This window comes from Enterovibrio paralichthyis, from assembly GCF_019209835.1.
Lineage (GTDB): Bacteria > Pseudomonadota > Gammaproteobacteria > Enterobacterales > Vibrionaceae > Enterovibrio > Enterovibrio paralichthyis.
This window is the reverse complement of record NZ_JAHUTS010000002.1, coordinates 77,151-102,390: the sequence shown is the minus strand read 5'-3', so window position 1 is coordinate 102,390 and position 25,240 is coordinate 77,151. Positions and strand designations below refer to the sequence as shown.

The following is a 25,240-nucleotide window of genomic DNA, read 5'->3' as shown; positions in this document are numbered from 1 at the left end:
CTCAGGGAGAGACACCGCATGTCACACGAATTCACCGAACTGGACAACCAGCCGACCACCGACGAACAGACCGCCTTTCTGGCTGAACTGAACGACCACGATGCACAGGCCAGCGGGGAGCCGACCCACGCCGAAACCGAAGCCGCCGAAGCCGAACAGCAGGCCATGTCCGAAGCCGAAGCGGCCGCCATGGCAGCCGAACTTGCGCCCCTGTCGGCGCAAATGGGCTTGTTTGCCATTGAAAGTGCGATCCAGATGTTTGTGCACCCGCGTTTTTCCATTCCCGAACACCGCCGCGCCGAAGTGATTCAGGAGTGTGCGCCGGTGTTGGTCAAATACGGTGCATTAGTGCCAAGTTGGCTGGCGCAGTACGAACCAGAAATCCGCGCCGTCAAAGCCATTGGCGGGTTGACCATTGCGTCAGTTGGGCAGGTACGCCAGCTCAAGGCCGAAGATGCCGCCGCCCTTGAAGCCGAGAAAGCCGCCAACGACGCCAGCGAGGCCAGCCACGCGGAGGCCGCCTGATGCAGCCAAAGAACCCGAACAACGCCTTATCAAACAGCCATGTTTGTGTTGTCGGCATGTCGGAGTGCGGCAAGACCAGTGCCACCAAAAAGCTGTTTATCAAGCGCGGCGACCAAGTGGTGATATTCGACCCTTACGGGGATTATGAGGGCAAGCTCGCGGGGCAGGCGGTGCGCACCTTCACCCGTGTGGCTGACCTTGGCAAAGCCCTGTTTGCCGCCCGAAAGCGCTCTGACGGCTTTAAGTTTGCCTACCACCCCAAGCGCAAGACGACACCGGCCGATTTGGATGCCCTGTGTCGGCTGGCGTGGGCGGCCGGAGACGGCAGGCACCCCAAGCTGTTAAAGGTGTTGCTGGAAGAAGTGGCCGAGCACAGCCAAAGTGCCGGCCGTGCTGAGGGCTACCATGGCGAGATATTGCGGGTAGGGCGCAAGTTCGGCATTGCTTCTATCAACATTTTCCAGCGGGGGCAGGAAGTGTCGAAAACCATTTTCGATAACTGCAAATTCACCTGCGTGATGATGCAAAAGACCGGCACCAGTGCGAAGTATCTGGCCGACAAAACCGGCATCCCGTTTGCCGAGATTGACCGGCTCGACAAGCTCGAATACGTGCTGCAAGAGGGCAAAAACTATGAAACGGGCAAAATAAAATTCTGACCGGATTCACAGTTCGAAAAGAGGGCAAGCCTAAAGGCTTCGCCCTTTTTTTTGCGTTGACGGAAGCCGACGGGGTTCTCTGAGATAGCGGCTCGTTAGAACGTTTTTTCCATCAACTAAGAGAGTGATTGCCATGAGTGCAAAAACCAAAGGTTATCTGATGACCGCCGTTATCGCCGCACTGGTTGCGGGCGTTGTCGTGTGGGCGTCCAACAACGTCGATGCAGTCGAAGACGTGATCGGTTAAGGGAGGGTAAACCATGGATTTGATTACCCAAAGCTTTGCGCCGCGTCCGAAAGAGCTAGACCCATTGGAAGGGGTTGGCTGGGGACAGCGCGCCTCACTGCGTCTGGTGAGTGGTCCTACCTACCACAAACTGGAACTGGTGACGAACATTGCTGACCCGACCGACATCGAGCGCATCGAACTGACGCGCAACGGTGCGCAGGTCTGGTCGGTGTCCGGTGACACGCTGGTCAAGGCGCAGCAACACGCCAAACACTATGTGCAGGAAGGCCGCTACGTGCTGAACTTTGGCGACAACAAGCACCGCACCAAAGCCGGTGTGCGCCAAGGCGATTTGGTGACACTGCCGGGCGAAATCTGGTTCGTGTACATCACCCTGAAAAGCAAACCGCAAGGCACTGCCGCACCGGCCATGCGCGCCCGCGCTATGGTCTTGCCTGCGCACGCCGAGCGTTATTACCTGCCGCGCATGTATGAGCTAACGTGGCACGCCTCCTCTGACGGCCGCACGCCGTTTGACTGGTCGGAGCGTAACCCGTTTTTCAACATCAAGCGCATCCACTTCATTGATGACAGTATCCAGCGCGTGCGCATCCTGCGCGACAACAAGGAAGAACTGAACGTCAACAAAGTGGACAACGCCGCCGACTTGGCCGAAGCCGAACGCGAACAAAATGCAGGCTGGTTCTCGATTGACTTTACCCAATCGGGTTTCGGTGCTGAAGGCATGTTGAACACGGCCGCCATGCAGCAACTGCAATTTGAACTCGATAAGACAGCGCCAGGTTCTGTGCGCGTGGTGGTTGAAGCCATTGAACAGGTAAAAGCCATTCCGTCGCAGGTCGCGGCCAAATAATCAGGGGGTGGGCTTATGAGTTTATGGGACTCATTCGGTGAAAAGCTGGGTGGCGTGACCGACGCGGTGCTGGCCGGTGGCAATGATTTGCTGTCGGCATGGGTGTCGAACAAGTCTGACGAGATCCAGTCTGCGGCACCGGAAGAAAACCGCCCGCCAGTTCGACCCGCCGAGCAACCCAACGGTGCGCCGGTACAGCCTGACTATCGGGGTGCACTGGCTCAGTTAAAACCGCTGCTGTATGGCGGCGGTGCACTGATGCTGCTGATGTTTGTGCTGGCGATGTACATGGGACGGGGGCGCTGATGCCGGTTTTATTCTGGCCGTTGCTGGCAGGGGGCGTCGGCTTTGCCGGAGGCCTGTTTGCCAAAGACACGGTGTCGAGTGCGCTCAAGCTGCTAGCACTGGTGCTGGTTGTGCTGTTTCTGATTGATAAATCGGGGGTGCTCAAGTGATACCCAACATTGGACCGGTCTCGAACTCAGGCTCCATGCCGCTCGATATGGGCAGCGCTGGCCCCAGTTCGGTGACATCAACCAACACCATTGGTGGCTTTCAGGGCGCGCGGGTGAATTTCGGCGGCAGCGGTGCCACGCAATGGCTGATGCTGCTGATGTTTTTGGCGTTGGCATGGGTGGTGTTCAAAAAATGAAAATTGCCCTCATCCGACCCGACCAACCCGATTTTGCCGACCAACTGGCACGGCTCAAGCCGTCATTTACCGCACTCACCGACGCCAGCGAGCAGTTCGCCTATTGCGAAAAACTGGTGCGGGACAAGCGCGCCAGTTTCTACCACCTGACCGGCGAGGGCGTGTCCCTGCGCTTTGTCGGCCTGGTTGATAACGACAGCGATTATTTCGTCATGGCGCTGGCTGGCCGCAACCTGCGGGCAGGGCTGCCGGTGTTTATCGACGCTGTAAAAAGTCAGGGGTATGCACGTATCTGTGGCCAAGTGACCCGCACCGGTCTTGACCGGATTTATGTGCGGGCAGGCTTTCGCGTGGTCGAGGATGAGGGCGGTATTCGCCAATTAGTTTTAGACCTGCGGGGGGAATAATGGGCGGTAAGAAAAGCGAAAGTAAAAATACCACCACGACAACCAACGTCGGCGGCACAAATGCCATTCACGGGGACAACCTCGGTGTGTCTGTCGCTGGCGTCAACAATTCAACCATGACCATTACCGCCACTGACCATGGCGCGGTCGATAAGTCGCTCGATTTTGCCGAGTCGGCGGCCGAGTTCGCCATGACATCCAATGCCGAAGTCACCGGCCGTGCGCTGGACAGCGTGGACAGTGCCGTCGATAAGGCGTTTGGCTTTGGCAAAGACTCGCTGGGTGTGGTCGAGTCCATCGCTGGGAGCAGCATCGACCAGCTTGGCGACAAGCACAGTGAAAACTTGCAGATGTTGGCGGGCTTGTCTGGCAGTCAGGGTGAACAGAACAGCCAGAACATCAAGGCCATGATGGAACTCGCCAAGATGAAAACCGACGGCGGGGCATCGCTGGCCGACAAGCGCGTCCTTTGGATTGCGGGCATCGGCTTTGTGTCGGTGGCCGTGTTGATGTACTTACTCAAGGGGAAATAAACCGTGTTCCAGCAAACCCTTAATCCGTATGAACGCGCCCAGTTTTTCCTTGTCGGGGAATTTATCTACATCGACACAGCACCGGCAACGGTGCGCGTGACCACCAAGCGTGGCAGTTATGAACTGGCGCAGGGGGCGCAGGTGATTGACGCCAGCGCTGACGGCGGCGACGTCTATCTCGAACTGACCGGCGACCAAGCAGGCTTGGTGCGGGTGATTTCCGGTTATGGCCGCTACGTGCCACCGGCTGACGGGCAAAAAGTCAATGTGAGCCAAATGCCTGCGGTGCAGTTCGATGGTGAGCAGCCTGTGTCGCTGCAAAGCCTGCCGCCTGTGGCGTTCGACGGTGAGCAACCTGTGCGCGTGGCCTCAATGCCTGCACTTGATGTGAATCCGGTAGAAGTTACAAAGCTGCCTTCATTGAATATCAATGGCATGCCAGCGCTTTACATCGCACCCAATCAAAGTGTGTCTGTAGAGCAACTGCCTCCCGTTGAGTTCAAAGAGGATGTCACTGTGCCCGTGTCGGCGCATATCAACGCGCCACTGTGGGTAAATGAGCGCTCAAACAAAGGCTTCAAAGTGACAGATGTGGTGTTGGGGGTAGAAGCATACAGCGTGCCTGTGTGGCAAATCCGCACGCGCATTGAGTTGAAAGCGTCGGCAAGTAATGCGGGCGAGTTGAAATGCTTTCCACGTTCGCAAGACGTTGAGTCCGCTGCAAATGCACTCATCATTCCCGTAGGTGGCGAGTTGGTTCTCGACATTTGGGGCGATTTATTCATTCAGGGCGCAGAAGGTGACGCCGTGACCGTTGTGGAGTTTTACAAATGATTAAGTTACCGCAGGGCAGCGCCCGCAATAAAATCGAATTTCTTTTTGGTCTTGTTGGTGAACTGTTCAACAAGGTGAACAACGCGCCCAAGGCACAGAAAGTCATTCCCAACCTGTTACCCAATGGCCTGCTGCAAAAAGTATTTAGCCACTTTGTTGACCCGACTCACATTGATTATTCAGGGTGGCAGGGACAAATCGGCGGCGCTTTCTGGCACCTTGAAGACGGTACGACCCGCCTGTTAGGCAATGGCTGGCTGTATCGCATGATGAACCGCGAACGCGAATGCAACATGCGCTATATCAGCACAAATTATGGCGAGAAACGGCTCGAAATCACGGGGGAAAAGAACACGCTGACGCTCAAGCGGATTTTTTCCTTACCGTCCAACGTGCACGGGCAGGATTTGGCGTTTCGCATCTTGTTCCGCTGCAACATGACCAACGGCATGATCACCTCAGAATTTGGCAACCTGACAGACACCGGCTCAAACAACTTTGGCACCTCCGGTGATGAAGGCGGGAACACTGACACCGTTCTGATTGTCAGCCAAGCGCCTGTTGCGTACACCAATAGCGGCGGCGACGTGCATGTTCTGTACAGGGATGATTTCGCCACCTTGGACACGTCAAAACCGGCGTACCTGCAATTTCACCTTGGTGAGCAATGGAACCATTCCGGCAACCAGAAATGGGAAATTCTCGAAGTCGCGGTGATTGATAAAAACCAGCTGACTGACCAAGAGCTGGCCGACTTCCGCGCCGGTAACATTGAGGGATTGACCCTTTACAGTGAGCGCCCAGGTTCAACACTTCGCACCGTATCAGGGGTGATGAACCCCGCCAGCGCCGAAGGTGTCGGCCATGGTAAGTGGGACGCCACACACAAGGAACTGTCGCTAAACATGGGGCGCGTCCTGCCGACGGACTGGCACGCCAAACAGCACTTTATCCTTGATTCGCTGCATGCGTACTTTGCAGACCCAGCGTTCCCAGAAACACTCAAATACCGCGCTGAAATCATCAAGGTGAATGTCGTCCGTATGGACGGCGAAAACCTCGTGATTGATATGAAAAATGCGCGTATCAGCGTGTTTATCGACGATACAGACGAATACACAGAAGAAGCGGCGCTGGATTTGGCCAACCTGAGTGCGTTTGATTTTGTGTCAGTCAAAGCGCTGTATTCCGAAGAACCGCTGCTGCTCAGCAACGCTATCAGCCGTTAAGCCATGAAAGCGGCACTTATCACAGGGGCGGTTATCGCCGCCCTGATTTTCTGGAAACGGGACAAGGTGGCTGAAATGACCGGACTCGCAGCGCCAATGGGTGTGCGCAATAACAACCCGCTGAATATCCGTAAAGGGAACGACTGGCAAGGGGAAACCACGCCAGACCATAACCGCAACTATGAGGCGTTTATCTCGCCGGAATATGGTTTTCGTGCGGGAGCAAAAATCCTCAAAAGCTACAACCGGCGCGGGATAAACACCATTCCGGCGATTATCCGCACCTTTGCGCCAAAGGAAGATAACAACGACCCGAACCACTACACCAACATGGTCGCCAAGTGGACGGGCTTTGATGTGAACACACCGGTGGACGTGGACAACCCGCACGTATTGGCCAAGCTGTTGCAGGCCATGGCGCGCATGGAAGTAGGGCGCGTGTATCCGCTTTCCACCGTGATGACGGGAGTCGAAATGGCATGACCAAGAAAGACATTGCGATCAAGTTGAGCCTGTCCGTGGCAGGCGTGGTGCTCGGCGCGTATGCCGTGAAGTTTTTGAAGCAAGGGAAGCTGCTATGAAAAAGTATGTAAAAAACCTGATGAAACAGCCAAGTACATTCAAGGGCTTGGCACTGCTGGCAGGCTCCGCCCTGACGGCGGGCGGCGTCAATGAACTGCTGACCGTTGAAATCCCGAATAGTGGCGACCCACAGTTCGGGGGCTCACTGGCCACCCTCGGCATGTTGGGGCTTGGCCTTTGGGAAACGTTCCGCAATGAGCAGAAAGGGCGCTGATATGGATCTACTCCCGATTCTCGGCACCTCCGCCGCCACGGCCTTGTTGTCGTCGGTGCTGACCGTTGTCGCACTTAAAGTCGATGTGCGCTGGATGAAAGACAAACTCAGCGACCATGAAACCCGAATCCGCCAGTTAGAAAGCAAGGTGAACTGATGCCAACGAAATCACCCACGGTGAAACAAGCCGGTAAAAAGGGTGGTCAAGCCACCGCCCGCAAGTGGAAAAATGATCGCAAGTTCGCAGCGACTATGCGCAAGAAATTGAGTGCTGCAGGTAAGAAAGGCGCGCAAGCCCGCAAGCAACGGAAGTTGATTTAAAGAAAAAAGCCCGCATAAGCGGGCTACTAGATCAAACAACAGATAACAGTCGTTCCATAATTTGGTCAAAATGATTGCGACTTTGTCTTGCGGTGGTGATGTGGGCACCAGTAAGGCCATCTTTAGATGTACAGTGAAAAACGGGTTTTTTTGCGTCCAGAGAATACGGAATCAAGCTGTGCAAGTTAGGAATAGCGCCCAGTTGTGAGCCTTCATCATTTGGCCACTTATAAACTTGCCCAAGCGGTTCCAAAATATCAATGATGTTGGTTTGAACCGCTCCCTCTACTTGGTCACCGAAGATTTTCCAACCCTTTGTCATACCCGAAGCATTGTTTCTGAGGTTATGTTGCTGAGTAACAAAACCCAAAAACTGAGGGCGACCATTTGGAAGTGAAATTGAATCATCATCCCCCCAAGCATCATGGCATTGTTTCCATTCTTTGTGCCACAGAGCTAGCTTTTTACCGAGGTTTTCTGTGCCTCGAATAGAAAACAAGTCTGGAGACATTGGCACAATAAAATAGTCACTTGAAGCTAGAACCGAACGGTTAAGGGCACCTAGGTTCGGACCCAAGTCCAACATAACCACATCCGCATTAATTTTGTTTGCACACCAATCAATGTAGCGGTGGATAGCACTTTGCACGCGCAATGGCTGCTCGGCTCCACCTTTTGCACCATTCCACGTATCACCAAGTAAGTCCTCAAAACTACTCAGTGAAACATCACCAGGCACAATAAATAGGTTGCTGTTGTCACCAACGCTACTTGGTTGTCTTTTGTGATGGTCACCGATACCTTTATAAATTGGTTCAATGATGCGCCAAATACTATTACCACCATGGCCACGACTTCCTCCCCAGCTTTTCAGTAAGGATTTATCGTCCATGCTATACGCGGATAGGTTGCACTGAGAGTCCAGATCAACCATCAATACTCGCTTACCTTGCTCTGCTAGCAGATGGGCGATGTGGTAGAGATACGTTGTTTTTCCAACGCCTCCTTTGTTATTAAAAATACTGATTTTTTTGGCCATTGCTTCTCCAGTTATGGCTTTCATGAGGTTACAGCATATTACTCTAATAGCTCCGGGAATTTTATTGTTAAACAACAAATTTTCTCCCAAAAACCGATATTTATAAAAGCCCACGAATGCGGGCTTTGCAATCACTTCATTTTGTCCCGAGTAGGTATCCAAGGAGCAGGCTGGCGACGTTTACCGCCACGGTAGACCTGTACCGGCTCCAAAGGCGGCCGCACAGGCGGGCGCTCAATCAGACCGTAACGGTCTTTTAATGCATGGTACTGGTCACGCCACAGCGGAAAGCCTTCCAGTTCGCGGGGCGCAAACTCGCGGCCGTCCGGTGTGATGATCACCGCGCGTTCTTCGTTGACCCGGAAACCGTGCCAGTTGGTATCGTTTGGCAGGTAGCCACGCGATTTGATGATAAGCAGTTTTTCCGCCATGGGATTGACCGGGACGGAGCCGTCTAGCCAGCGTCTGACTGTGATGGGCTTAACATGAAAATAGGCTGCGCCGTCCTGAATGGTTGGGAATTCGCGCCAAAAGAGCGTTCGAAAGGCATCAATTAACATGCGTTACCTCGCATTTTTACTTCCTTATTGATTGTTATTTTCGATAGGTAATGGCGCGCACCATTGATACTTTCTATCAAAACGACCCAAAGGCCGGATGCTCGAAAAAATATCGGCGCAAGTGTGCAGTAATCGAGGCAATGCCTCAACAAGAGGAAATTAGACGTTACCAAAATTTGCACATAGAATTCATATACTTGGAGGCAAGCATTTCGCAAAATTCGGTGTGCTGTCAGCTTTGTTAACACTTAACCTCCTAGTGCGCATTATGTATATTATGTTAAATATGATGTGCAGCTACGCGAAATGTGGTTCCCTGATGCCTGCAATGACCCTCTTTCTTCAACGATTTCAGTCTATTAAACGTAATTATCTATTTACCATAAAATAGATAATTACCAATTCTCTAAGAACCCTGTATTGGATCATTCTGTTCCAATTGGGTTCTTCAACCTTTGGTGAATTATCTGATTAACGCTTGGCTGGCGCTCAAGCTTGGTTTGAGGCTTGTGGATGCGGGCTTTCCAAACCGGAAGCCTGGTTTCCATTTCGCGTGGCGACATCGTGTATCTCGGTACAAACCCGTCGCTGCATGCCGCGTCGTTCCTGACGTTTGTTGTCTGGTGTGTTCTGCTCTGTGCTTAGGTTCTTCTACCTTTGGCAGTTATAGAGGCTCTCCATGCACATTACTCTCAGGCAGTTGAAAATCTTCCACGGCGTTGCAAGTCATCTCAGCTACACCAAAGCTGCTGAGGCGTTGTTTCTGACGCAGCCTGCCGTTTCCATGCAAATACGCCAACTGGAAGACAATGTCGGGCTGCCTCTTTTTGAAATGATCGGCAAATCCCTCAATTTAACCTCGGCTGGCGACGAGCTGTTGCTCCACTGCAACCAAATCCTGCAGGACTTCAAAGCCACTGAGCTGGCGCTTGAGAAGCTTAAAACGCACAAGCACGGAAAACTCAAAGTCACGGTGGCCAGCACGGCCAACTACTTCTCGGCAACGTTGTTGGCGTCCTTTATAAAAGTATATCCGGATATTCAGGTTTCGCTTGATGTCACCAACCGGGAAACCTTACTTAAAGCACTGAAAAACAATGACTGTGACCTGTTAATCATGGGCAAGCCACCTTCAGATATCGACGTGAAAGCCACAGCTTTTATGGAGAACCCGTTGGTGGTTATCGCGCCGGCTAATCATCCTTTGCGTGATGAAAAGCAGATATCCCTGGCGCGTATAGCTGAGGAATCCATGGTGGTACGGGAGTTGGGTTCAGGAACACGCTTTGCTATCGAGCGATTCTTCCATGCCCATGATTTAACGCTGAATGTCGGCGCGGAAATGAGTGCCACCGAAGCAATCAAACAAGCGGTTTCCGCCGGACTTTACCTCGGAATTGTCTCACTGCATTCCATTGAACAGGAGCTGGAAACCGGTCGTTTGGTCGTGTTGGATGTAGAGGAAATGCCGATCCTACGGCATTGGTATTTGGTACACCGCACCGAGAAGCGCCTGACACCCATTGCGCAGGCTTTCTGCGAATTTTTGTTGGAAGGCACTGATACCAGCCGCTTTAAAAGCGTCGATTAATCGGTGATTGGCAGTGAAATCGTAAACTTGGCACCGCCTTCAGGTAGGTTTTGCACGGTAAGATCCCCGCCATGTTCAGCGATTAAACGGTGGCAAATTGCCAGACCGAGTCCCATGCCCTCGCCCACTTTTTTGGTGGTAAAGAAAGGGTCGAAAATCTTCTGAACATGGCCGTCTGAAATCCCCGGGCCGTTGTCGCTGATACTCAGCCAGGCCTGATTTTGGGTACTGCCGATACCGCTTGTTAGCACAATCTGCGGCGAAAACTGTTGGCCCTTGCAGGCATCAAGCCCGTTGTTCAGCAGGTTAATAATGACCTGAACCAGTTGCCGTTTATTCCCAATAACCTGAATTGAATCATCAAGTTCGAGTGATATTGCGTATTCGAACCCGCGGTTTGCAGTCACCCATTTGATGGCATCGGCGACAAGCTCACTGAGCTTAAGCGTTGATTTGTCAGCATGTTGCTGGGAACAGAATAAACCAAGATCGTCGACAATCGCGCTTACCCGGCTGGCCGCTTCAAGCACATCACCGACCAAGGGAGAAATATCACTGACTACATTGTCGATTCGCAGAGATTCACGACGCGCCAAAATTGAAGAAGGCAAAGATTGTTGGTGAACATCAGTGAGGTAGCTTTCGATGCGTTCCGCATTGCGCTTCAATACATGACCATTACCGATGATAAAGCTCACAGGATTATTGATTTCATGCGCCACGCCAGCCACGACTTGACCGAGCGCCGCCAGCTTTTCTGTCTGCACCAATTGTTGTTGTGTTGCTTTCAATTCTGCCAGCGTTTTTGCCAGTGTTTCGTTCTTGGCTTCCAGTGCTTGCTGGTACGCGCGAAGTGATAAATGGGTTTCAATCCTGGCTTTCACTTCAGCCAGTTGGATTGGCTTGGTGACATAATCCCGCGCGCCGCAGCTAAACGCTTTAAGTTTGTCATCTAAATCACTGTAACTGCTGATGAAAAGCACCGGAATCTGTTTAAGAAGCGAAGAAGACTGAATGCGTTCGCAGACCTCGAAACCGTCCATATACGGCATATCGATATCGAGCAAGATCAGATCCGGCGGAGTGTCGGCCATGCCCTCCAAGGCAGTTTGCCCTGAAAAGTAACCTTGCGTCAGGTAGCCTTCTTCATTGAGCAGATCACAAAGCATTTCGCACAAAGGAACAGAATCGTCGATAACGGCGATGGTCGCGACCTTATCCAGTGGCTTTGTTTCTCGCATTGGCGATCACTCCTTTGGGGCTGTGCGCTATTTCAACGGATGTTCAGCAAGGTATTGGCGTAACTGCGGTTCCAATACGGAGAGTTCGTCCAACACGTCGGTGTAAGCCCCCTGCTCTCCATTTGCTCTTTCGAGCACCAAGGCTTCTTTTTCTGCACACACTAATCTTAGTTTCTCTGCGCCCAATGTGGCCGCAACACCTTTTAATTCATGGAGTTTGTGCTTCATAGTGGCGAAATCATTGTCCTGAATGGCGACTCCAATCGCCTGCACATGGTCATCGTATTGGTCGAGAAAACGCTGCACCATATTCAGGTACACCTTCAGGTTAGAACCAACGCGGAGTAACGCCTGGGCAGGTTCGTAAACGGCGGAAGAATCTGGCTCCGCTTGTTGGTTGAGAGGCACAGAGTGCTGTAAATGACTGGCAATTACCTGAATCAGCCGCCTGAAATCAACTGGCTTGGGCAGGTAGTCATCCATACCCGCACGCAAGCAGGTTTCCGCCATGTTTCCCGTGGTGTTTGCGGTCAGGGCAATCACCGGGGTTTGCTTTCCATTCGGGAGTTTGCGCAGTGCTTTGGTTGTCTCAATGCCATCCATGCCCGCCATGCGTAAATCCATCAAAATCAAGGAGTAAACTTGTCGATTTATGGCGTCAATAGCCAGCTCACCGGAGCTGACCTGATCAACAATCATCCCGAGTGAACCCAGCAGCTCACGGATCATTTCCCGGTTGATGGAGTTGTCATCCACCACCAGAACATGCGCGCCCTCGAGTGTGCTGATTTGTGGCAAAGCAGGTGTTTCATTGGGCTCTGGCATTCCAACGTGCGGCTGTTCGGTGTCACTGGCCAATGCGAATTTCGCAGAGAACTCGCATTGGGTGCCCTCGCCGTAAACGCTTTGAATGCTGATATCACCGTTCATCAAGCCAATCAGTTTGCGGCTGATCGTCAGCCCAAGCCCGGTACCGCCAAAGCGCCGCGTTGTGGAAGGATCAGCCTGGTGGTACTTGCTGAACAGTCTCGACAGCTGCTTTTCCGTCATGCCGATACCGGTGTCCTTGACCCGGAATATCAGCGTCGCACTCTTCTTCGCCCGATTTTTCTTGCGGGAGACAGCCACGCTCACTTCGCCGTTGTCAGTAAACTTCACCGCGTTGCCAATCAGGTTAACCAACACCTGTTGCAGCCGCAGCGGATCACCTTTCAGATGGGAAGGTACATCAGGGTCAAGGTGCATGCTAAACGTTAAACCGCGCCGGGCGATTTCAAACCACATCACATGACGGACGTTGCTGAGCACTTGATGAAGATTGAAAGAGACACACTCCATCTCCAATTTTCCCGCTTCGATCTTCGACAGATCCAGCACGTCATTGATGAGATGTGAAAGCGAATGGGAGGCGACATCGACTTTGTTCAGATGGTCGCGTTGCTTCTCAGTGAGTGACGAGTGCAGGCATAGCTTGGTGAAACCAATGATCGCGTTGAGCGGCGTGCGAATTTCATGGCTCATGTTTGCCAGAAAATCCCCTTTGGCCTGATTGGCCGCATCGGCTTCCGCTTTCGCGATTTGCAGGGCTTCCTCACTTTGAAGCAGCGCCAGTTCACGTTGCGAAGCTCTGAAATGTCAGTGGCTGTAAGCAATATCCCCTGCAGTTTTCCCTGATGGCTGTAGAACTGCTCGCCTTTTACCAGATACACAGCGTCAGTAATCGTGCCGTCGATTTTGAGAAGCGGCATTTCAAATTCAAGCTGACCGCGATGGGTAATAAAAGAAACAACCAGCGACCCGGAGGATAAACCGGAATCTTTAGCCAGCCGCGCCAGCACATCGGCAGGAAACAGCATATCAACATGGATCTGGGGAAGTTCTTCCTCCGTCCAACCCAGATCTTCTGAAAAAACGCGGTTGGTTTGAGTTACCTGACCACTTATATCAACCACCACCAAAATGCTGTTCATCGCATCATTGATGCTGCGGATATAGGCGTTCAGTTCCAACAGTTGCTTGTTTTTGCGTTTGAGCGTATTCCGCTGGGATTCCATCTCCAGAAGGATGTCATCCATGGCGTGTGTCGCGGCCAACAACTGCTGCTCTCTGGCATCTGCCGCAGCGTAAAGCGCATCAATTTCCTGCCGTAGGCGTTGGTTTTCCTCAAGCAGGATCTCAATGTCACTCTTTTTCAGCTTGGGCGTGGTCATGCTTTCCCCCTGCCCCCAATTTGCGCTGCAGCGTGGCGGGTGTTGGCTGTTAAATCACGTGACAACGTCACTATTTGTTCAATACACTCGTGCAGCTTTACCATCACTGGGTTGGATAAGTGTGGCGAAAATGCTGCTATGTTCCCCTTTTGCACGCCTAAAATGGTCAAAATTGGCATTGGGTGCGTGACTGCGTGCGCGGCTTTCAGCAAGTATCCGACCCCGCCAGCATGGTCAGCATTACTCTCTGAAAGCATCTGGCTTGGCTCGATAAACTGCCATTCTCCGGGTGATAACCCAAGCTCTGCTGCATCAACAATCAGCAAATGGGAACACTGGCTGAAAAGCGGTAAAGCGTTTAGCCCTTGTGTACCCACGTCAAACACTTCGACGTTTTCGGGCAATTCGCAATCCAGCAGACGGCGGGCAATTTCAGCGCCGATACCATCATCACCATGAAGAATATTGCCGAAACAGAGGATGTTGAGTTTCACCATATCCCTTTCCCGCTATAGCCCGAACCGCACCGATTTTCCGGTCGGCAACATATGAACGGTACATACCAGACAAGGGTCGTGGGAGCGGATTACATGGCTGATGGTCAACGGGTTTTCCAAGTCGTCCACTTTAAGGCCAATGACACTTTGCTCCCAGTGACCATGATTTCCGTCTGCGTCCCGCGGCGATGCATTCCAGGCTGTAGGGGTAATGATCTGGTAGCTCTCAACTACCCCATCTTTCACACTCACCCAATGGCCGAGCCCACCCCGCGCCGCCTGAATCATGCCGAAACCTTTTCCATCGACTTCATCCTCTGGTTTGGGTGGCAGGAAGAACTCGCCGTCGATATCTGCTGACAGCGTTTTGACCAGTTGCTTCATTTGAACAAGGCTGTGTCCGATCCGGCGTAACCGTGAAAACTGCCTTAACCAGGTTGATGCCCCTTCGCGTTGGTGAAAGTCTGTGATCAGCGGATCAGCACCAATTACCAGCTCTGCCAATGGCCCGGTTTGCATCACTTTTCCGTCATACCTCGGTGCTTTGGCCCAGGTATAACGGTCAGACTCAGTCTGATAGTCAGGAATGGTTTCACCTTTGAATGGGTGCCTTCCACCAGGATATTGGCGGAACCAGGAATAGCGGACGTGTTCAGTGATCAGGGACTGATCCAGTGGGCTGATTGTCTTGTTTCCAGCGTCATAAACGCCGGGTGGCATGGCATATTCGCCGCCGTTTAGCGAGTCGGACATTACGCCATAGCTGATCAAGTTTTCACTGCCAAAGCCAATTTCGTGGAGTCCGATATCACGGGAAAAACGGGTGAAAATGCCCAGCGCACTGTCTGCCCGCTTCTGGTCTTTCTCCATCCAGTTAAAGAAGGCATCGCGGCTATTGAGATCGAGCCAGTTTTCCAGCGAATCCCCAATCACCGCGTTTTCATACCAGCGGGTTAATCCGGTAATAATGTTAGTCGCTTCAATCAGCTTCCTGTGTGTGGGTTTGCTGACGACACCGCCGGGCAACATGTAGGAAGAATGCGGCCATTGCCCGCCGAATAAGGCGATGATTCCCACAGCATCACGGGATTGTTCCAGTGCTCCGAGGTGGTGCCGCCCTTTGAAGGGTTCAAATCCCGCCATGATGTGGTTGTACAGAGGATGATCGCGATACGCCTGATGGCAAAAATCGACCAGAAACATCAAGAAACTCTGGCGAATATCGTTCTGAATACTTTCCGTGAGCAGACAAAGGTTGCGAATATAGGTGGCGTTGGGCGGTGGCCTGATCCCCCAGATTTGTTCCAAAGCCAGTGTGGCGGCATAAAGATGCGCAGTACCACAAATGCCGCAAACACGGGGAGTTATCACTGCCGCATCCCTTGGCATCCGGCCAATCATAATTTGCTCAAAACCCCGGTACATCACGCCGATACATCGGGCATCCACCACAATGCCGTCTTCAATATCCAGCTCGAATTCCAGATCGCCTTCAACTCGGTTCAGGTCAATATTCAGCGTTTTCTTAACCATTAAGGCTCCATTTTGCGTTTCTTGACCCGATCCGGTGCAGCGGCTTTAGCGAGGTTTTTGTAGGCAATGTAATTGGCACGTTCGACACCTACGGGCAATTTCGAGGGGATCGGCCCCAGCTTTTCTGTTCTGAAAAGCCCTTCATCTTCGGGAAACTGCGGCGAAGTACAGCCAAAACATGGCACACCGGCGCGGGTCTTACTGCTGCGTCCGTTCCACAAATCGGTATTGCAGGTCGCCTGCGTATAGGGGCCTTTGCAGCCTAGGTTAAAGAACATGCAACCGTTAGTGCCAAACTCGGACTCTTCCACGTCGTATTCGTGATATTCATTGCGGGTACAACCCTGATGCACCAGGGTGCTGAAGAATTCGCGTGGCCGGTTCAGCTCATCCAACTGCAAAATGATGCCACTGGCGATCATTGCCAGCGTTTTGGTCATGGTATTGGGGTGCACAGGACACCCCGCGATATTGATGACCGGATACCCTGCACCGCTTCGCCAATCCGGCGCAAACAAGCCACCGGGCGTATCTTTGTCCATTTGTAGACCGATACAGTCAGTCGGGTTTGGCGGCGCAGCATGTACACCACCAAATGCCGCGCAGGTGCCCATTGCCACCACATAACGCGCCTTCTGCGCCAATCGCTCTACCCACTCTTTCTTGGCTGTTTTGCGAAAAGCGTCGTACATTCCCGTGCCATTGGGGCCGGTGATAATGCTGCCCTCAATGCACAAAATGTCGAGGCGCTGGGAGCCATCAAGGATCCTGTCCATGATGTCATTCAGACTGGTGACACTTTCAATGGACAAAGAAGGCTGCCAGAGCAACTCCAGCGGATAGTCATTAAAGAGGTCGGTAAATGATGGACGGTCAGCACTCAGGATCGACATGGTATCGCCACCACAGCTGCCGGTTTGAAACCAAAGTAAGGTCATCCTTTCTGTCGCCATCACAGCCTTCCCGGTTAAAAAGTCTTGATTAATTATGGCTCAAGCCCACCGACTGGGTGTGTTGATGCAAAGAAAGTGCAGCAGCTATCAGTGCTTGCCCGAATGCGAGACCACCATCGTTGGCAGGCACCTGACGATGGATTAGCACCTCGAAACCCCGCTTTTGCAGGCGTTCTACAGTTTGTTCAAGTAACAGCTTGTTCTGGAAAACACCGCCGCTTAAAGCAATTTTATGGGTTGTGCCCAGTGACAGGCTCAAGTGTTGAACCATGTTCACCACCGCTTGCGCCAGTCCCAGGTGAAAACGGCGTGATATGACTGATGCTTCAACGCCGCTTTCCAGGTCTTCGCACAGCGCTTGCCACATTGGGTTTGGGTCAAGGACGGGCAGATTGCCTTCAAGAATCCCAAACGGATAGGCAAAAGCGTCCTGACGTTGATGTGCCAGCGCTTCCAGTTCGATTGCCGCCTGGCCTTCGTAAGTTTGAGTATCGGTACAGACATCAAGCGCAGCAGAAACCGCGTCAAACAGACGACCTGCGGAAGACGAAATGGGTGCATTAAACCCCTTTTCTACCATCTGTTTCACTGTGTTGATGGCAGACAATTCGATGCCCTGCGCCTGAAGTCTTTCTGCGAGAAACGCTTCCCTTGAGCCTGACTCGCCAAACCTTGCGACAAGGTTACGCCAGGGCTGTTTAATGGCGGTTGCACCACCGGGTAACGCGGCGGGTTTCAAATGGGCGATACGGGAAAAGTGGCGGTAGTCTGCCAGCAAAAATTCACCGCCCCACAGTGTGCCGTCTTCGCCGAATCCAAGCCCATCAAATACCACGCCGATGACGGGCGCGGAATCCAACGCCAGTCCGTTGTCGCCCATGCAGGCAGCAACATGGGCATGATGATGTTGGACTTCAACCCGTTGTTCAGGCAAAAACGCGGCGCGACCATATTTCGACGCAATGTATTCGGGATGCGCGTCCACGGCCACCTTCTGGGGTTCGAAGCGGTAGAGCCTTTGATAATGAGACAAGAGGCGGTTGAAGTCGTCCCAAACCCGGGCAGATTCAAGGTCACCGACATATTGCCCCAGCACCGCACCATGGGAAGAAAGCAAACAAAAAGCGTTTTTGACTTCGCCGCCGAGCGCCAGCACTTTTTCTGACTCTCCAAAGCCAGCAGGAAGCTTCAGAGGACTAGGCGCAAAGCCCCTCGCCCTGCGAATAGTCTGCATCCCTGATGCGGTTTGCCGCAGTACAGAGTCGTCAACACGCACCACAATATCGCGATCATGCAGCAGGAAAAAATCGGCAATATCGGCCAGATCAGCCAAGGCTTCATCGTTGTCGATGCATTGAGGGTTGCCACTGAGATTGGCGGAGGTCATGACCAGGGGAATGCCTGCATCACGGCACAGCAACAAATGCAGCGGCGTGGCTGGTAGCATGATGCCGAGTTCATCCAGCCCGGGGGCAATGCTGTTTGCGATGTTTTTATGTGACGTTGTCACCTCATTTCGAGGGGCAATCACAACAGGTGACGCTGCACTTTGAATGGCTTCCCTGCCTGCGTCATTCAAGGCACAGTAAAGTTCCGCCATTTCCAAATCCGGCATCATGACAGCGAAAGGTTTAGCGGGTCTTCTTTTACGCAGGCGAAGTTGGGTTACGGCCTCTTCATTGGTGGCATCACACACCAAATGAAAGCCGCCCAGCCCTTTCACCGCCAGAATCTCTCCCCTGCCAATCAACGTTGAAGCGGCATCAATAGCATCAACCGAGTCAATCTCTAGCCGTTGACCGGATGTGTCGGTCAGCCAGACCGAAGGGCCACAATCAGGACAAGCGACAGGCTGCGCGTGAAAGCGGCGATCTGCTGGATTGCGGTATTCACTCTCGCATGCTGCACACAAAGGAAATGCCGCCATGCTGGTTTTTGGCCTGTCATAGGGCAATGCCTTGATGATGGAAAGCCTTGGCCCACAATGGGTGCAGTTGGTAAACGGATAGCGGTAACGACGGCTTTGCGGATCCAGCGTTTCATCGGCACACGCTTTACAAATGCAGGCATCCACCGGAATCCCAGCATTGATCTGCGCCGACTCATGGCTTTCTGCAATGGTGAAACCGTCCGGTGGCAGCACGGATTCGCTGGTCTTCCATTGCGCACTTTCCACTGATTCAATCGACGCCAATGGCGGGCATTCAGCGATTAACCGGTCGATAAAATCACTGGCTTCTTTCTGTGAACACCAGAGATCGACCACCACGCCTTCACCATCGTTCAGTACACTGCCTTTCAGTGACAGTGACTGGGCGATATGCCAGACGGCGGGTCTGAAACCCACCCCCTGAACAACACCCCGGATACGCAATCGCTGAACCTGCATGGCAGCCGCCCTACATCACCAATTGGTAGATGCCACCCAAAGCGAACACACCGCCGGAAAGTGACATGGCATAGCGTGAAAATGCGGTTTGTGTTGCCAGTTTGGCCGCCGCAGAGCCCATTGCCAGAAGTGCAGAACTGGCAGCGATAAAACCTGCAAAATAGCTGATTGTTGCCGCAGTCGTTGGCATTTCAGCGCCGTGCGCCATACCGTGGAACAAGGCAAAGAACGCAACAAGTGACAATGTCACGTTAAGTGGTAGACGTATACCACCCACCAGCAGCAAACCGAACAGCATGACAGACAGCGCGATGCCCGTTTCCACCAGCGGCACAACAACACCTGAAACGGTCAGGATTGCACCCACCAGCATCGCAGCAAGAAATGAAATGGGCACAAAGCGGGTGGCATTTTTTACCCCTGAATTTTTGAGTAACACTGCCCACATGCCAACGGCCAACATGGCCATGATGTGGTCGGCTCCGGTAAAGGGATGACTAAAACCGGACCAAAACCCACTGTGCAGTGGATCACCGGAATGAGCTACCGCGGCAAGCGGCAGAGTGGCAACTGAAAACGCTGCAAGTTGAATTCCATTACGCTTCATTTTGAACCTTCCTATTTCAACCAGCACTGGGCTGTGTTTGTTCAACAAAAATTTTCAGCAGATACGCGGCAGTTGATCCCCTGCCAGCATGTCTATCATCCGTTCGCTACCAAACGTGGTTTGCATCGACACCCCTGCATAAGGGCGGGATTCAGAAACCGTTTCGACGCGGCCAATAATGGCGGCCTGCTCGGCTCCCGGGTGTTTACGCAGGGCTTTCACCGCTTCTTCCGCCTGATCCGCAGGCACAATGGCAACAAACTTGCCTTCATTGGCAAGATAAAGCGGATCCAGGCCAAGCAGTTCACACACACCGCGGACTTCATCGCGCACAGGAACAGCATGTTGATCCAGCACGATCCGCACACCGCTGCTTTCGGCAAACTCATTCAGCACAGTGGCAATACCGCCACGGGAGGCATCGCGCAGGCAACGAACCTGGGCGCTTGCCAGCAAGGTATTCACTTCCTGATGGAGCGATCGGCAATCTGAACGCAGGTCGGCATCCAACGCCAAATCGCCTCTGGCTGCCATAACAGTGGCACCATGGTCACCCACCGAGCCATTGACAATCACCACATCGCCCGCACGCGCTGCATCCGCACGGATATCAACAAACTTAGGGACAACACCAATCCCGGCGGTATTAATGAACAGCTTGTCCGCCGCCCCTTTATGCACCACCTTGGTATCACCGGAGACAATAAACACACCGGCATCGTCCGCCGCTTTCTGCATACTTGCCAGCACGGCTCTCAGCGTTGAAAGTGGCAGCCCTTCTTCAATAATCAGGCCGCAAGTCATATAAAGTGGCATGGCGCCGCACATCACAAGGTCATTGACCGTGCCATTAATCGCGAGCGAACCAATATCCCCGCCGGGAAAAAAGAGTGGATCGACAACAAAGGAATCTGTCGTCATTGCCATTCGATCGCCTAAAGGCCCAAACGAATGAAGCGGAATTCGCGCCTGATCTTCCAGCGGCGAAAGCAGTGGATTGGTGAAATACGGCAAGATCTCGTTTTCCACCAAATCGCGCATCGCTTTCCCGCCGCTCCCATGCGCCAGCGTGATCCTCACTTCGTCGGTTTCTTCCGGCAGTTCCAGTTTCTTATGCATCATCGGCTATTTCCTTTGCGCGAGTTTTACCGGTTGTTCGTCGTGGCTTTCGTGGGTCGTATCCAGCACAGCAATTCGTCCTTTTCCCTTCTCAGGCACACGGAAACCATGGTTGTAATAAGCCGCACACGCGCCTTCAGAAGAAACCATTAACGCGCCGAGAGGTTGTTGTGGCGTACAGCGTTTCCCATACATTGCGCATTGCCAAGGACGAATAAGCCCTTTGAGCACTTCACCGCACTGACAGGCATCGGGATCGTGCGTTTCGATACGTGAAACGGCAAACTTACGCTCGGCGTCCCATTGGGCGAATTCAGGACGCAACCTGACGCCCGCATCGCCAATCTCGCCAAACCCTCGCAGTTCCGTCACCGGATAGGTTTCATAAACCTCTTCCATTGCAGAAAGCCCAGGATCGTTCCCCTTATCTTCGACGACACGACGATATTGGTTTTCGACTTCGCAACGTTCTTCGGCAATCTGGGTAACCAGCATCAGGATTGATTGCAGGATATCGAGCGGTTCGAAACCGGTGATCACGATAGGTTTTTGATAGTCCCGGGCAATAAACTGGAAAGGTTCCATGCCAATCACCATGCTCACATGTCCCGGCGCGAGAAAGCCGTCGAGCTTGAGATCCGGCTCGTTCAGAATCGCTTCAATTGTCGGCGCGGTCGTAATGTGATTGCAGAAAAGTGAGAAATTAGCGATGCCTTCTTTGGCGGCTTGCAGCACTGTCAGCGCCGTACTCGGCATGGTCGTTTCAAAACCCAGCGCAAAGAAAACCACCTCTCTGTCCGGATGTTTCTTTGCCAGCGCCAATGCGTCCAGCGGCGAGTAAACCATACGGATATCGCTTCCCCGCGCCTTAGCATCCAGCAGACTGCCTTTTGTCCCGGGAACACGCATCGCATCGCCAAAGGTGGTAAAAATCACCTCCGGTCTTTCTGCAATCTGAATACATTCGTCAACGCGCCCCATGGGCAGCACACAAACCGGACAACCGGGGCCATGAACCATTTCGATACTGTCAGGCAGCAGGTTCTCAATCCCGTACTTAAACAAGGTATGGGTATGCCCGCCGCAAAACTCCATCAGCTGGAGTGGCCGCATTTTCTGGCCTTTTTTGCCTTTCGGCTGGCGCTTCGCTTCAATCTTTTTCAGCTGGACACGTATGGCATCCAGCATGCCGTTCACAATGGCAGGATTTCTGAATTCATCGACGTACTTCATGTGCATCCTCTCCCAAATTGTCTGCGTTGGCAGAACGTTCAATGGCATGAAGCTCTTCCTGCAATTCGCCAATTTCCACCAGTAGCGCCAGCGTCTTTGCCGCTTCTTCGGCATCGATACGGCTCATGGCAAATCCGACATGCACCAACACCCAATCGCCAATACACTCCGCCGCCGTTCGCCCATCCATGACACAGGCAATGTTCACAGGCCGACGGACGCCGGAGATTTCCACAATGGCAATGCCATTGGCTTCGTCTTCAATCGCCGTAATCTGTCCGGGGATCCCTAGGCACATATTCTTTCTCCTTTGCAGCCGGAAACAGGCAAGTTACTCGTTTCCCAGCTTGTCTTGTTCAAGACCATAGCGTTCCAGTTTGGCTCGCAGGCCAACACGGGACAGTCCCAGTTCCAGTGCCGCTTTACTCTTGTTCCAGCGGTTACGAATCAAGGTTTCCTTGAGGATCCGCGCTTCCAGTACTTCGACGCGATCTTTCAGATTGCCTTCCTCAAGCTCCATCAACACATCATCTTCCGACTCGCCGCAAGCGCCTCTCAGCACCTTGGGTGAGAGCAAATCTGCGCCGAGTTGCGGCGTGTCTGCCATGACCAGCATGCGCCGGATTTCGTTTTCCAACTCCCGCACATTGCCCGGCCAGTGATAGGTCTGCATACAGACCAGGGCTTCTTCGGAAAATCCGTCCACCAGCTTGTCATAAGCCTGCATGGTGTTTTGCAAAATCCGGTTGGCGATAAAAGGAATATCCATATCTCTGTCTCGCAACGCGGGAAGATGAATTGGCATGGCCGAGAGACGGTAGAAAAGATCTTCCCGGAATCGTCCGGCACGCACTTCTTCTTCCAGATTGCGGTTCGTCGCCGATATAATCCGGACATCCACTTTGCGGCTTCGGTTACTCCCCAGCGGCCGCATTTCGCCTTCTTGTAAAAAGCGCAGCAGCTTGACCTGGAACTCCAGCGAGGTATCGCCGATTTCATCGAGAAACACGGTGCCACCGTCTGCCTGTTCCAGCAGACCAATCCGCTCGGTTGTTGCGCCGGTAAACGCCCCACGGGTATGACCAAACAGCTCACTCTCTAAAAGCTGAACCGGCATTGCGCCGCAGTTTTCGGTCACAAAGGGTTTGTCTGCCCGGTGACTGCTGTAATGCAGCGCCCGGGTGATCAGCTCTTTACCGGTACCGGATTCGCCCGTCACTAACACCGGAATGTCATACGGAGCAATTCGCGCCACGGTGTCGCAGATATCTTTCATCGGGCTGTCCGGTGCGCAGACAATATTGTCGAAACGGTGACGCGCCTTTAGCTGCTCCCGTTTCTGTTTAAGTTGCTCGTCCACTTGCGGAACCGTGCGTTTCAATTCCAGGTTCAAGGCACTGTTTTCTTTTTGCAGGCGATAGAGCTGGGCGGCATTGGTCAGCGTCAGCAGCAATTGTTCCGGCTGCCAGGGCTTGGGCACAAAGTTATAGATACCAGCGTCGTTAATGCCTTTGATGAGATCAGCCGGGTCGGTATAGGCGGAAATGATAATCCGGATCACTTCCGGCCATTGCCTGCGGACACGGGTAAGAAAGTCCATGCCCGTCATGTCCGGCATACGTTGGTCAGAAAGCACCACCTGAACCGGGATTTCGGACAGCACTTTTTCTGCGTCTGTCACGTTATCCGCTGTCAGGACGGTGAAATCCTCTTCCAGTGTCCGTCTTAGCGCCTGTAGGGAAAGCGGCTCGTCGTCAACAACCAAAATGATGGGAAGCCGTGTTTGCTGCATGGCGGTTACCTCTTCAACCCGCCTGGACAACTGCGTTGCCCGCGATAATTTCACGCTGGGCAGCCAGCCATTCATACCAGCTTTCCATGCCTTCACCTGTGGTTGCAGACAAAGTAAGAATGGTCGCTTCAGGATTCACCTGACGGATATGCGCCATGCAGGCATCAAGGTCAAAGGAGAGATACGGCAGCAAGTCCGCCTTATTGAGGATGACCAGCTTGGCCGCAGCAAACATGTCCGGGTACTTGATAGGTTTATCTTCGCCTTCGGTCACGGAGAGGATCGCAACTTTACAGTGCTCACCCAAATCGAACGCCGCTGGGCAAACCAGATTGCCGACGTTTTCAATAAACAAAACGCCTTGTTGTTCCAAATTCAGCGCCTCAGCGGCATGACCCACCATGTGTGCATCGAGATGACAGCCTTTCCCGGTATTTACCTGAATGGCATTCACGCCGGTTTCGCGGATTCGATCGGCGTCATTGGTGGTTTGCTGATCGCCTTCAATCACGGCGAGCGGCCATTTGCCGGACAGGTGTTTAAGGGTATTCACCAGTAGCGTCGTTTTACCGGAGCCAGGGCTGGAAACCAGATTTAATGCGAGCTGCGCTTTTTCAGCAAACGCCTGACGGTTATGCCCGGCATAGGTGTCGTTTTGCGCCAGTATGTTTTGCTCAATGCTGATCATCCGTGCCTGACTTAAACCCGGTGCGTGTGCCCCGGCAGGCCCATGACCGTAGTGGTGGTGATGACCATCATGATGATGGTGATGATGTTCGTGATCATGTGAATGGTGGTTTTCAATGCTGCTCTCGCCGCAGCCACAGACTGTACACATTACTCTACCTCCACATTGGCGATTCGCATTTCATCCCCCTGGGACAGCGGCAAACCGGTAACACCGCAATCCGGGCATGGCGAAAAGCGCTCTTCCATGTTTACCGAGCATTGGCATTGCTCACACCAACCCGTTCCATTAATGGTCGTTATTTCCAGCCTGGCATCCTCAGCCAACGTGCCCATCGCGACGACTGGAAAACAAAATTTGAGCGCTTCCAGTTCCACCCCCGCAAACTGTCCTATCTCCAGCCTTAATACTGAAACCCGGCTGAACTCATGAACCTTGGCTTGAGAAGCCAATGTCTGGACGATGCTTTCGCAGATTGATAACTCATGCATAGGCTTTACACAGTTCCTTTGTGTTATCGAGAGTGTGCTCGTGACATCGCTGTTTTCAGCACCTGAGTAAGTGATACAGCACGTAGTGTGCCAACCTTCCCGTTTGCCCGTTCAACACATCACAAACCCACCTGGAGCGGGCGATGGCACGCACCAAATGAATACAATTCATCTACAAAGTATTTACGCGCAGGCTGAAATGCGAAAGCTCACTTTCCAGACAAGGACAAAACTGGAC

Annotated in this window: 31 protein-coding genes; 15 read left to right on the top strand and 16 right to left on the bottom strand. The window is 52.9% G+C overall.

Annotated elements, in window-relative coordinates; translation table 11 throughout:
• Positions 1-18: 18 nt before the first annotated feature.
• From KU854_RS02825 to KU854_RS02760, 14 genes are all read left to right on the top strand, one after another.
• A complete protein-coding gene (locus tag KU854_RS02825) occupies positions 19-525 on the top strand; it encodes a hypothetical protein (RefSeq protein WP_218356970.1) in 507 nt (168 codons plus the stop codon).
• Positions 525-1,184 (top strand): type IV secretory system conjugative DNA transfer family protein, encoded by a 660-nt coding sequence (locus tag KU854_RS02820; RefSeq protein WP_218356969.1) that lies wholly within the window; start codon positions 525-527, stop codon positions 1,182-1,184. The genes KU854_RS02825 and KU854_RS02820 overlap by 1 nt, the downstream gene beginning before the upstream one ends.
• 260 nt (positions 1,185-1,444) lie before the next feature.
• Positions 1,445-2,287, top strand: a complete 843-nt coding sequence (locus tag KU854_RS02815; protein ID WP_218356968.1) for a major capsid protein P2 — start codon at positions 1,445-1,447, stop codon at positions 2,285-2,287.
• A gap of 15 nt (positions 2,288-2,302) precedes the next feature.
• Complete coding sequence (locus KU854_RS02810) at positions 2,303-2,593, top strand: hypothetical protein (RefSeq protein WP_054778390.1); 291 nt, start codon at positions 2,303-2,305, stop codon at positions 2,591-2,593.
• The gene (locus tag KU854_RS02805) at positions 2,593-2,742 is read left to right on the top strand and encodes a hypothetical protein (RefSeq protein WP_218356967.1); all 150 of its coding nucleotides are present in this window, start codon (positions 2,593-2,595) and stop codon (positions 2,740-2,742) included. Before KU854_RS02810 ends, KU854_RS02805 begins: the two co-directional genes overlap by 1 nt.
• Positions 2,739-2,939 (top strand): hypothetical protein, encoded by a 201-nt coding sequence (locus KU854_RS02800; protein WP_218356966.1) that lies wholly within the window; start codon positions 2,739-2,741, stop codon positions 2,937-2,939. Before KU854_RS02805 ends, KU854_RS02800 begins: the two co-directional genes overlap by 4 nt.
• Complete coding sequence (locus KU854_RS02795) at positions 2,885-3,346, top strand: hypothetical protein (protein ID WP_218356965.1); 462 nt, start codon at positions 2,885-2,887, stop codon at positions 3,344-3,346. The genes KU854_RS02800 and KU854_RS02795 overlap by 55 nt, the downstream gene beginning before the upstream one ends.
• Positions 3,346-3,879 carry a chemotaxis protein gene (locus KU854_RS02790; protein WP_218356964.1) on the top strand — a complete coding sequence of 178 codons (534 nt, stop codon included), beginning with the start codon at positions 3,346-3,348 and terminating at the stop codon, positions 3,877-3,879. The genes KU854_RS02795 and KU854_RS02790 overlap by 1 nt, the downstream gene beginning before the upstream one ends.
• Before the next feature lie 3 nt (positions 3,880-3,882).
• Complete coding sequence (locus KU854_RS02785; protein WP_218356963.1) at positions 3,883-4,713, top strand: hypothetical protein; 831 nt, start codon at positions 3,883-3,885, stop codon at positions 4,711-4,713.
• Positions 4,710-5,942, top strand: a complete 1,233-nt coding sequence (locus tag KU854_RS02780; protein WP_218356962.1) for a hypothetical protein — start codon at positions 4,710-4,712, stop codon at positions 5,940-5,942. The genes KU854_RS02785 and KU854_RS02780 overlap by 4 nt, the downstream gene beginning before the upstream one ends.
• 3 nt (positions 5,943-5,945) lie before the next feature.
• Positions 5,946-6,425, top strand: a complete 480-nt coding sequence (locus KU854_RS02775; protein ID WP_255555372.1) for a virion protein — start codon at positions 5,946-5,948, stop codon at positions 6,423-6,425.
• Between the two features lie 94 nt (positions 6,426-6,519).
• The gene (locus KU854_RS02770) at positions 6,520-6,738 is read left to right on the top strand and encodes a hypothetical protein (RefSeq protein ID WP_218356961.1); all 219 of its coding nucleotides are present in this window, start codon (positions 6,520-6,522) and stop codon (positions 6,736-6,738) included.
• Between the two features lies 1 nt (position 6,739).
• Entirely contained in the window at positions 6,740-6,895 is a 156-nt protein-coding gene (locus KU854_RS02765) for a hypothetical protein (protein ID WP_218356960.1), read from the top strand.
• Positions 6,895-7,059, top strand: coding sequence for a hypothetical protein (locus KU854_RS02760; protein ID WP_218356959.1), 165 nt, complete (start codon positions 6,895-6,897; stop codon positions 7,057-7,059). The genes KU854_RS02765 and KU854_RS02760 overlap by 1 nt, the downstream gene beginning before the upstream one ends.
• Positions 7,060-7,090: 31 nt before the next feature.
• Here KU854_RS02760 and KU854_RS02755 read toward each other — a convergent pair whose 3' ends face one another.
• Both KU854_RS02755 and KU854_RS02750 read right to left on the bottom strand, forming a co-directional pair.
• Positions 7,091-8,233, bottom strand: coding sequence for a ParA family protein (locus tag KU854_RS02755; protein WP_218356958.1), 1,143 nt, complete (start codon positions 8,231-8,233; stop codon positions 7,091-7,093).
• Entirely contained in the window at positions 8,230-8,658 is a 429-nt protein-coding gene (locus tag KU854_RS02750) for a DUF3653 domain-containing protein (protein ID WP_218356957.1), read from the bottom strand. The genes KU854_RS02755 and KU854_RS02750 overlap by 4 nt, the downstream gene beginning before the upstream one ends.
• Before the next feature lie 679 nt (positions 8,659-9,337).
• On the opposite strand from KU854_RS02750, the gene KU854_RS02745 reads away from it, so the two are divergent.
• Positions 9,338-10,249: a LysR family transcriptional regulator gene (locus KU854_RS02745; RefSeq protein ID WP_218356956.1), complete on the top strand. Its 912-nt coding sequence runs from the start codon at positions 9,338-9,340 to the stop codon at positions 10,247-10,249.
• Here KU854_RS02745 and KU854_RS02740 read toward each other — a convergent pair.
• The 14 genes from KU854_RS02740 to hypA are packed head-to-tail and all read right to left on the bottom strand — an operon-like array spanning position 10,246 to position 25,002.
• Positions 10,246-11,490, bottom strand: coding sequence for a response regulator (locus tag KU854_RS02740; protein WP_218356955.1), 1,245 nt, complete (start codon positions 11,488-11,490; stop codon positions 10,246-10,248). The genes KU854_RS02745 and KU854_RS02740 overlap by 4 nt on opposite strands.
• A 27-nt stretch (positions 11,491-11,517) precedes the next feature.
• Entirely contained in the window at positions 11,518-13,011 is a 1,494-nt protein-coding gene (locus KU854_RS02735; protein ID WP_218356954.1) for a response regulator, read from the bottom strand.
• Positions 13,008-13,700 (bottom strand): PAS domain-containing protein, encoded by a 693-nt coding sequence (locus KU854_RS02730; protein ID WP_218356953.1) that lies wholly within the window; start codon positions 13,698-13,700, stop codon positions 13,008-13,010. The genes KU854_RS02735 and KU854_RS02730 overlap by 4 nt, the downstream gene beginning before the upstream one ends.
• Positions 13,697-14,197 carry a hydrogenase maturation protease gene (locus tag KU854_RS02725; RefSeq protein WP_218356952.1) on the bottom strand — a complete coding sequence of 167 codons (501 nt, stop codon included), beginning with the start codon at positions 14,195-14,197 and terminating at the stop codon, positions 13,697-13,699. Before KU854_RS02725 ends, KU854_RS02730 begins: the two co-directional genes overlap by 4 nt.
• Positions 14,198-14,209: 12 nt before the next feature.
• On the bottom strand, positions 14,210-15,730 hold the full coding sequence (locus tag KU854_RS02720; RefSeq protein ID WP_218356951.1) for a nickel-dependent hydrogenase large subunit: 1,521 nt from the start codon (positions 15,728-15,730) through the stop codon (positions 14,210-14,212).
• A complete protein-coding gene (locus KU854_RS02715) occupies positions 15,730-16,683 on the bottom strand; it encodes an NADH-quinone oxidoreductase subunit B family protein (RefSeq protein WP_218356950.1) in 954 nt (317 codons plus the stop codon). Before KU854_RS02715 ends, KU854_RS02720 begins: the two co-directional genes overlap by 1 nt.
• A 28-nt stretch (positions 16,684-16,711) precedes the next feature.
• A complete protein-coding gene (gene hypF / locus KU854_RS02710) occupies positions 16,712-19,072 on the bottom strand; it encodes a carbamoyltransferase HypF (RefSeq protein ID WP_218356949.1) in 2,361 nt (786 codons plus the stop codon).
• Positions 19,073-19,082: 10 nt separating this feature from the next.
• A complete protein-coding gene (locus tag KU854_RS02705) occupies positions 19,083-19,679 on the bottom strand; it encodes a HupE/UreJ family protein (protein WP_218356948.1) in 597 nt (198 codons plus the stop codon).
• Positions 19,680-19,733: 54 nt separating this feature from the next.
• Complete coding sequence (hypE, locus tag KU854_RS02700) at positions 19,734-20,801, bottom strand: hydrogenase expression/formation protein HypE (protein ID WP_255555371.1); 1,068 nt, start codon at positions 20,799-20,801, stop codon at positions 19,734-19,736.
• 3 nt (positions 20,802-20,804) lie between these two features.
• Positions 20,805-22,031 carry a hydrogenase formation protein HypD gene (gene hypD / locus KU854_RS02695; RefSeq protein WP_218356947.1) on the bottom strand — a complete coding sequence of 409 codons (1,227 nt, stop codon included), beginning with the start codon at positions 22,029-22,031 and terminating at the stop codon, positions 20,805-20,807.
• Positions 22,015-22,329: a HypC/HybG/HupF family hydrogenase formation chaperone gene (locus KU854_RS02690; RefSeq protein WP_218356946.1), complete on the bottom strand. Its 315-nt coding sequence runs from the start codon at positions 22,327-22,329 to the stop codon at positions 22,015-22,017. Before KU854_RS02690 ends, hypD begins: the two co-directional genes overlap by 17 nt.
• A gap of 33 nt (positions 22,330-22,362) precedes the next feature.
• Positions 22,363-23,898, bottom strand: coding sequence for a sigma-54-dependent transcriptional regulator (locus KU854_RS02685; RefSeq protein ID WP_255555370.1), 1,536 nt, complete (start codon positions 23,896-23,898; stop codon positions 22,363-22,365).
• Entirely contained in the window at positions 23,837-24,661 is an 825-nt protein-coding gene (gene hypB, locus KU854_RS02680; RefSeq protein ID WP_218356945.1) for a hydrogenase nickel incorporation protein HypB, read from the bottom strand. Before hypB ends, KU854_RS02685 begins: the two co-directional genes overlap by 62 nt.
• A complete protein-coding gene (gene hypA, locus KU854_RS02675; RefSeq protein ID WP_218356944.1) occupies positions 24,661-25,002 on the bottom strand; it encodes a hydrogenase maturation nickel metallochaperone HypA in 342 nt (113 codons plus the stop codon). The genes hypB and hypA overlap by 1 nt, the downstream gene beginning before the upstream one ends.
• Between the last annotated feature and the right edge of the window lie 238 nt (positions 25,003-25,240).

Bases quoted from the DNA above. Each gene is read 5' to 3' on its own strand.
- KU854_RS02825 (WP_218356970.1), top strand. From the start codon at position 19: ATGTCACACGAATTCACCGAACTGGACAACCAGCCGACCACCGACGAA.
- KU854_RS02820 (WP_218356969.1), top strand. From the start codon at position 525: ATGCAGCCAAAGAACCCGAACAACGCCTTATCAAACAGCCATGTTTGT.
- KU854_RS02815 (WP_218356968.1), top strand. From the start codon at position 1,445: ATGGATTTGATTACCCAAAGCTTTGCGCCGCGTCCGAAAGAGCTAGAC.
- KU854_RS02810 (WP_054778390.1), top strand. From the start codon at position 2,303: ATGAGTTTATGGGACTCATTCGGTGAAAAGCTGGGTGGCGTGACCGAC.
- KU854_RS02805 (WP_218356967.1), top strand. From the start codon at position 2,593: ATGCCGGTTTTATTCTGGCCGTTGCTGGCAGGGGGCGTCGGCTTTGCC.
- KU854_RS02795 (WP_218356965.1), top strand. From the start codon at position 2,885: ATGGCTGATGCTGCTGATGTTTTTGGCGTTGGCATGGGTGGTGTTCAA.
- KU854_RS02790 (WP_218356964.1), top strand. From the start codon at position 3,346: ATGGGCGGTAAGAAAAGCGAAAGTAAAAATACCACCACGACAACCAAC.
- KU854_RS02780 (WP_218356962.1), top strand. From the start codon at position 4,710: ATGATTAAGTTACCGCAGGGCAGCGCCCGCAATAAAATCGAATTTCTT.
- KU854_RS02775 (WP_255555372.1), top strand. From the start codon at position 5,946: ATGAAAGCGGCACTTATCACAGGGGCGGTTATCGCCGCCCTGATTTTC.
- KU854_RS02770 (WP_218356961.1), top strand. From the start codon at position 6,520: ATGAAAAAGTATGTAAAAAACCTGATGAAACAGCCAAGTACATTCAAG.
- KU854_RS02765 (WP_218356960.1), top strand. From the start codon at position 6,740: ATGGATCTACTCCCGATTCTCGGCACCTCCGCCGCCACGGCCTTGTTG.
- KU854_RS02760 (WP_218356959.1), top strand. From the start codon at position 6,895: ATGCCAACGAAATCACCCACGGTGAAACAAGCCGGTAAAAAGGGTGGT.
- KU854_RS02750 (WP_218356957.1), bottom strand. From the start codon at position 8,658: ATGTTAATTGATGCCTTTCGAACGCTCTTTTGGCGCGAATTCCCAACC.
- KU854_RS02745 (WP_218356956.1), top strand. From the start codon at position 9,338: ATGCACATTACTCTCAGGCAGTTGAAAATCTTCCACGGCGTTGCAAGT.
- KU854_RS02740 (WP_218356955.1), bottom strand. From the start codon at position 11,490: ATGCGAGAAACAAAGCCACTGGATAAGGTCGCGACCATCGCCGTTATC.
- KU854_RS02735 (WP_218356954.1), bottom strand. From the start codon at position 13,011: ATGAGCCATGAAATTCGCACGCCGCTCAACGCGATCATTGGTTTCACC.
- KU854_RS02730 (WP_218356953.1), bottom strand. From the start codon at position 13,700: ATGACCACGCCCAAGCTGAAAAAGAGTGACATTGAGATCCTGCTTGAG.
- KU854_RS02725 (WP_218356952.1), bottom strand. From the start codon at position 14,197: ATGGTGAAACTCAACATCCTCTGTTTCGGCAATATTCTTCATGGTGAT.
- KU854_RS02720 (WP_218356951.1), bottom strand. From the start codon at position 15,730: ATGGTTAAGAAAACGCTGAATATTGACCTGAACCGAGTTGAAGGCGAT.
- KU854_RS02715 (WP_218356950.1), bottom strand. From the start codon at position 16,683: ATGGCGACAGAAAGGATGACCTTACTTTGGTTTCAAACCGGCAGCTGT.
- hypF (WP_218356949.1), bottom strand. From the start codon at position 19,072: ATGCAGGTTCAGCGATTGCGTATCCGGGGTGTTGTTCAGGGGGTGGGT.
- KU854_RS02705 (WP_218356948.1), bottom strand. From the start codon at position 19,679: ATGAAGCGTAATGGAATTCAACTTGCAGCGTTTTCAGTTGCCACTCTG.
- hypE (WP_255555371.1), bottom strand. From the start codon at position 20,801: ATGATGCATAAGAAACTGGAACTGCCGGAAGAAACCGACGAAGTGAGG.
- hypD (WP_218356947.1), bottom strand. From the start codon at position 22,031: ATGAAGTACGTCGATGAATTCAGAAATCCTGCCATTGTGAACGGCATG.
- KU854_RS02690 (WP_218356946.1), bottom strand. From the start codon at position 22,329: ATGTGCCTAGGGATCCCCGGACAGATTACGGCGATTGAAGACGAAGCC.
- KU854_RS02685 (WP_255555370.1), bottom strand. From the start codon at position 23,898: ATGAATGGCTGGCTGCCCAGCGTGAAATTATCGCGGGCAACGCAGTTG.
- hypB (WP_218356945.1), bottom strand. From the start codon at position 24,661: ATGTGTACAGTCTGTGGCTGCGGCGAGAGCAGCATTGAAAACCACCAT.
- hypA (WP_218356944.1), bottom strand. From the start codon at position 25,002: ATGCATGAGTTATCAATCTGCGAAAGCATCGTCCAGACATTGGCTTCT.